At 42.4% G+C, this 5,271-nt stretch carries 9 protein-coding genes; 6 read left to right on the top strand and 3 right to left on the bottom strand.

Features of this window, described 5'->3' with window-relative positions; genetic code table 11:
• Positions 1 to 129 precede the first annotated feature (129 nt).
• The 4 genes from H6G76_RS35930 (at position 130) to H6G76_RS35915 (ending at position 1,959) form a co-directional block, all read left to right on the top strand.
• The gene (locus H6G76_RS35930) at positions 130 to 486 is read left to right on the top strand and encodes a YciI family protein (protein ID WP_190710960.1); all 357 of its coding nucleotides are present in this window, start codon (positions 130 to 132) and stop codon (positions 484 to 486) included.
• 27 nt (positions 487 to 513) lie between these two features.
• Complete coding sequence (locus H6G76_RS35925; RefSeq protein WP_242056682.1) at positions 514 to 1,014, top strand: nuclear transport factor 2 family protein; 501 nt, start codon at positions 514 to 516, stop codon at positions 1,012 to 1,014.
• A 33-nt stretch (positions 1,015 to 1,047) separates the two neighbouring features.
• Positions 1,048 to 1,458: a VOC family protein gene (locus H6G76_RS35920; RefSeq protein ID WP_190710959.1), complete on the top strand. Its 411-nt coding sequence runs from the start codon at positions 1,048 to 1,050 to the stop codon at positions 1,456 to 1,458.
• Positions 1,459 to 1,551: 93 nt separating this feature from the next.
• On the top strand, positions 1,552 to 1,959 hold the full coding sequence (locus tag H6G76_RS35915) for a VOC family protein (RefSeq protein ID WP_190710958.1): 408 nt from the start codon (positions 1,552 to 1,554) through the stop codon (positions 1,957 to 1,959).
• Positions 1,960 to 2,224: 265 nt separating this feature from the next.
• On the opposite strand, the gene H6G76_RS37960 is transcribed toward H6G76_RS35915, so the two are convergent.
• The 3 genes from H6G76_RS37960 to H6G76_RS35905 form a co-directional block, all read right to left on the bottom strand.
• A complete protein-coding gene (locus H6G76_RS37960) occupies positions 2,225 to 2,359 on the bottom strand; it encodes a hypothetical protein (protein WP_277883162.1) in 135 nt (44 codons plus the stop codon).
• Between the two features lie 6 nt (positions 2,360 to 2,365).
• A complete protein-coding gene (locus H6G76_RS35910; protein ID WP_190710957.1) occupies positions 2,366 to 2,620 on the bottom strand; it encodes a TIGR03643 family protein in 255 nt (84 codons plus the stop codon).
• Positions 2,621 to 2,758: 138 nt separating this feature from the next.
• Positions 2,759 to 3,325 (bottom strand): hypothetical protein, encoded by a 567-nt coding sequence (locus H6G76_RS35905; protein ID WP_190710956.1) that lies wholly within the window; start codon positions 3,323 to 3,325, stop codon positions 2,759 to 2,761.
• 117 nt (positions 3,326 to 3,442) lie between these two features.
• Between H6G76_RS35905 and H6G76_RS35900 the strand changes: the two genes are divergently transcribed.
• Positions 3,443 to 4,123 carry a thermonuclease family protein gene (locus tag H6G76_RS35900; protein WP_190710955.1) on the top strand — a complete coding sequence of 227 codons (681 nt, stop codon included), beginning with the start codon at positions 3,443 to 3,445 and terminating at the stop codon, positions 4,121 to 4,123.
• Positions 4,124 to 4,269: 146 nt separating this feature from the next.
• Positions 4,270 to 5,265: a WGR domain-containing protein gene (locus tag H6G76_RS35895; RefSeq protein ID WP_190710954.1), complete on the top strand. Its 996-nt coding sequence runs from the start codon at positions 4,270 to 4,272 to the stop codon at positions 5,263 to 5,265.
• Positions 5,266 to 5,271 lie beyond the last annotated feature (6 nt).

Genomic DNA, 5,271 nt, shown 5'->3' with positions numbered 1-5,271 from the left:
TTAAAAGGATAGGGATTCATCGCATCTTTGAGTTGCTCACAGTATAAGTTCACCCTATCATTGCTGTGTCTATTTTTGGATCTTATTTAATTCTCAATCCTTACAAAAGGAAACAACGGAGGTTAGCTAATGAAATACGTTCTGTTGATTTACTTAGAAGAAAATGCCCTCAGCGAAACCGAGCGGGAGGAGTGTTATGTAAAATCCGCGCAACTCGCACAGCAACTCAATTCAAAAGGACAGTATTTAGCTACTGCCCCACTCCACCCTGTAGCGACTGCAACCAGTATTCGAGTGCGTGATGGTAAACCGCTTGTGACCGACGGGCCGTTTGCAGAAACACGAGAACAATTAGGCGGATTTTTCCTGATTGATGCCCAGGATCTTGATGCAGCGATGGCGATCGCTGCCCAGATTCCAGCAGCCAAAGTCGGTACTGTCGAAATTCGTCCCGTGATTGAAGTTGCGGGCTTGCCAGAGCAATAGGCTCTGCCACGCATAAAAGCAATCACAATGCAAAACACACCAACTGATGAATCTGCACAAGGACAAAATATGACTATTAACTTAATAAAAGAAACAACCAGTACATCCGACGAAGCTCAGATTAGACAACTAATTGACGAGCAACAAAGTGCTATCTGCGCCAAAGACGTAGACCGAATCATGGCGTACTACACAAAAGATGTCATTTACTTTGATTGTAAAGTGCCATTTCAAACTAAGAGTGCAGATGCCTTCCGCCGTATTTGGGAGGAGTGTTTGCCTTACTTTCCCGACTCTTTTGGGACACAGACACGGGATCTCAACATCTTCGTGAGTGGCGAGTTAGCTTTTGCCCATTGGCTGTTGCGCTTCACAGATATGCCAGAGGATCATCCAGCGATGCAGACTTGGCTGCGGTTTACTGCTGGCTACCAACGGCAACAGGGTAAATGGCTGATCGTGCATGAGCATTGTTCAGTCCCCTTCGACCCGCACACCTCTCAAGCTGTCTTCACGCTAGACATATAGCCCAATCTACTGAATCTACCCAAGGATACCCTCATGAAAATTAATTCTTATCTGAACTTCAACGGCAACTGTAAAGAAGCATTCAAATTTTACGAACAATGTCTAGGCGGCAAAATCGTCATGATGCTCACGCATGGGAATGCCCCGACAGCAGAACACATACCAGCCCATTGGCATGACAAAATTATGCACGTCTGCCTCGACCTAGATAAGCAACTATTGATGGGGTCTGACAGTCCACCGGGATACTTTGAAACACCCCAAGGCTTTTATGTGCAGTTGAGTATTGAAGAACCAGCACAAGCAGAACATATCTTTCATGCCCTAGCAGAAAACGGAAAAATCAAGATGGCAATTGCTCAAACTTTTTGGTCTGTTCGCTTTGGAATGTTGGTCGATCAATTTGGTATTCCGTGGATGATCAACTGCCAGAAGACTGCCTGATTTGTCGGGAGGTGCTTTTGTCCATCTTCCCTCGAATTAAACCTTAGTGCTTTTTCGCTAACCAACTACTGTAAATAATTTACCAGAAAGCTTATGAGTACACAAATTTTCGTCAATCTGCCAGTCAAAAATCTGAATCAATCAATCCAGTTCTTTACTCAACTTGGCTTTGGTTTTAATTCTCAATTCACGGATGAAACTGCCACTTGCATGATTGTGTCCGAAAACATTTTCGTCATGCTTTTAACGTATGAAAAATTTAAAACTTTTACTCCGAAAGAAATTTGTGATGCCACCAAAAGTACAGAAGTGCTAGTGTGTTTGTCCTGTGATAGCCGAGACAAAGTTGATGAAATGGTTCGTCAGGCAGTCGCATCTGGTGGAACAACGTATAATGAACCACAAGATCACGGTTTTATGTATGCACATGGATTTGCTGACTTAGATGGCCACATTTGGGAACTGGTTTATCTGGAGTCAAGCACAATCAACCAAAGTTAGAAATCCCTCTGGCATCAAAACATTTGGGACTTAATTTTTCTACCCCTCTTTTCATTACTCAATAAGTAAGCAACGCCTTAGGTATTGCCTACTTATTGATAGTTTGTTCTATCTCCAAAGTATTTTGGCAATTTGGCAGCCAAAGTATTTCGGTTGCAGTTTTAATGAATAACAACATACTCCAACAACCAGAAGATTGTGTGACAAACACAAGCTAAAATCCCGATTTCTGATGTTGGAGTGTGGGCCAGTTGTGAGAGTGCTATTAATAAAGTGCTTGGTAAAAGGAAGGCAACTGGCTGGTAATGAAACTAGTACCAATAAAATTTGCACAAAGCGATCGCATCTGTACACAGCCAAGAGCGATCGCTCCTCTCAAACACAATATCCCGTTAAACATCCAGGTTCATAATTTTTGATTTTGTGATTTAAACCGACCTGTAATAAACTCTCGTTTGTTTAAATGCTTCGTTGTGCGTTTAGTAACTCGTTCTCGCCACATCCGGAAGCTAGATTCCTTCATTTGCTGCCGCATTAATGCAATTACCTGTTTTTCTTTTAGTCCAAACTGAACCTCAATCGCATCAAAGGGGGTTCGATCTTCCCATGCCATTTCAATAATGCGGTCAATCGTTTGGCTTTCAAGGTAGGGTAGTTTCATACTTTTACTGATAATTTGTTAATTTTGGCTATATATATTTTACTTTTGTGTCCTAATAGTAAAGTTAATAGGTTGGAAAGATGGGTTAACTCAAACTATCTATCATGTACTCAAGAACCAATTGATTAACTTAGCCGATTAGTTTAAGTATCGAATTGATTGGGAAATTTTGACTGCTTCTTGAGGCGTAATATTACTACAATCAGACAATTCTGGTACTACTCCCGTACCAACAAATCTATAAAACGGGCCATTTTGCTCCCCCAACCACTGCGATAACAATGTTGGTTGTTTGGCATTACCGTATAGTCCAAACTCCAAAACGCTTTTTCCAAATATGGGAGAATTTATCGGGTAACTGCGAGTTCCTGAAGGCAAGTCACCAATACCACCGGATGCTGACTCAATGGCAAAGCATTTGTTGGCACTAAAATTTCGGTAAACGACAAAGTAACGTAAGCCCTGAACATTTTCGCGCCCAGCCTCAACTAATACTTTCTCGGCCTGAAAATTTGTCCCTACGTAAGTTGGTAATGCTACTTTTAAACCTAACGAGCGCAAAACTTTGAACTGAGTTGGGGTTAATTTCATGCCTGAATTGGTTGATGAAGGTTTAGGTTGAGCAATTACCGCAGGCAGATAATTAATAGTAGAGGCGACAATACAAGCAGCAGCAAGATTAACTGAGTATTTAAATAATTTCATAGTTAATAGTTATACATAATAAAGTTCATCAGCATTAAAAATTTAATGCTGATCCATATCACAGGTTCAGAAATAAACGCAAGTTACCCTTGATACAGCATATCACTCAGTATATTAATGAACAAAGCCAGTATTCTCACAGTAGCCCTACTGTTGTTCTCTGGAATGCCAACTGTAGCGCAAACCAAGCTTCCAAAGATGACAGTGGTGAGCGTGGGTGATGGCGATACTTTGAGAGTTCGCAATCAAAAAGGGCAACCAGTAACTATTCGCCTCGGCTGCATTGACGCGCCCGAACTCAAGCAAAATCCTTGGGGTCAGCAATCTAAAGCTCGTCTTCAACAACTTCTGCCAGTGGGCCAGTCTGTGCAAGTTCGACAGATTGAGCGTGACAAGTACGAAAGACTTGTTGCTGAGATTTTCGTGAATAATCGCTCGGTGAACCTGACAATGGTACAAGAGGGACAGGCTGTTGTTTATCGGCAGTATCTCCAGGGGTGCAACAGTACCAAAGGGCAATTTCTTCAGGCTGAGGCTGATGCCAAGAGTAAGAAGTTGGGCTTTTGGAATCAATCGCAGCCGACTATGCCTTGGGATTTTAGGAGAGGAAAGAAACCAACATCAACTACGCGATCGCCACAAGTTCAGCAATGCGATTTATCCTACCCAGATATTTGCATTCCGCCCAATTCACCTGATTTGAATTGTTCTGATATCCCCTACCGCAGATTTAAAGTGGTTCCACCAGATCCGCATGGGTTTGATAGAGATAAGGATGGGGTTGGTTGCGAACGGTGATGAGAGCTTTTAAACGAGAAGCTGGACTAAATTATAAAACTGCTTCTTGTTTCAGCTTATTTAAAAAAATTACTTAGGCTTTTAAATTAGCAAAGTGGCTTGAGAATTTAGTCCACCCTCATCTTTTCTGTAAAAGGAGCAGTTATATGGAAACGGAAACGACATATCTGGAGCTTTCGGATGGGAAGTCGCACAAGTTCTATGAGGTAACAATCAACGATGTAGAAGTGAAAGTACGCTATGGGCGAATTGGAGACGCAGGCAAAACAACTGTCACAGCCTATGATACTACACAAAAAGCGCAGGCAGAAGTGACCAAACTCGTTAATTCTAAGCTGAAGAAGGGTTACGAACGCGCAAACAAAGGCAATCGCACCAAACAACCAATTTCACGAGGCGATCGCCGTTTGGCTCGATTAAACCATCTCCGGCGCACAGGCTGGAAACCTTTGATTAAACCGACTGTTGATGCGCCCTTCGCATCTAAATATCTGGGTAAACCTTGGCTAAGTTCTGGTACAAATTATCCTCATTGTTCTGGTTGTGGAGATGCTCTAAACTTTCACTTTCAACTTAATCTCCAAGAATTACCTGACTCCTTACAAGATAAATTGGGAACTGGACTATTTCAACTATTTTCCTGTTTCTCTTGCTATGTACAATTTCCCCAAATTGTGGCACTTCCTGAATCAGCAACGCCAACACCACCAGAGCCGGAAATTAGTGCAGAAGATGCTGCTTCCCTCAGTACATGGACACCCTATGTAATTCAAACCTGTGGCATTGATGACTTTCATGGCCGCTATATGCTGCAAATTGTCGGATGGCAACCTTTTGATGACTATCCTTTCTTTGAGGAAGCACAGGAAACCTATGGTACAGAATACAGTGAATATGAAGAAATGCTAATCTTCCATGTTGATGCATCTGATTGTGAATACTACGAGGAAGACGATCCCGACAGACCGACACTCACAGATGTTCAACTAGCTTGGGATAGAACAGCAGATAAGCTTTCGGGGTGGGGCTACTGGGGACAACAAGTGGAGCATCAGTATTGTCGGCTCTGCGGTCAACCCATGCAACTGTTTTATCAATTAGGTCAAGGTATTGAATACGAAGGCAACACTGGATTGGACTAAGATCGG

Source organism: Nostoc sp. FACHB-152, from assembly GCF_014697475.1.
GTDB lineage: Bacteria > Cyanobacteriota > Cyanobacteriia > Cyanobacteriales > Nostocaceae > Nostoc_B.
This window is presented reverse-complemented; position numbering and strand designations above follow the sequence as displayed.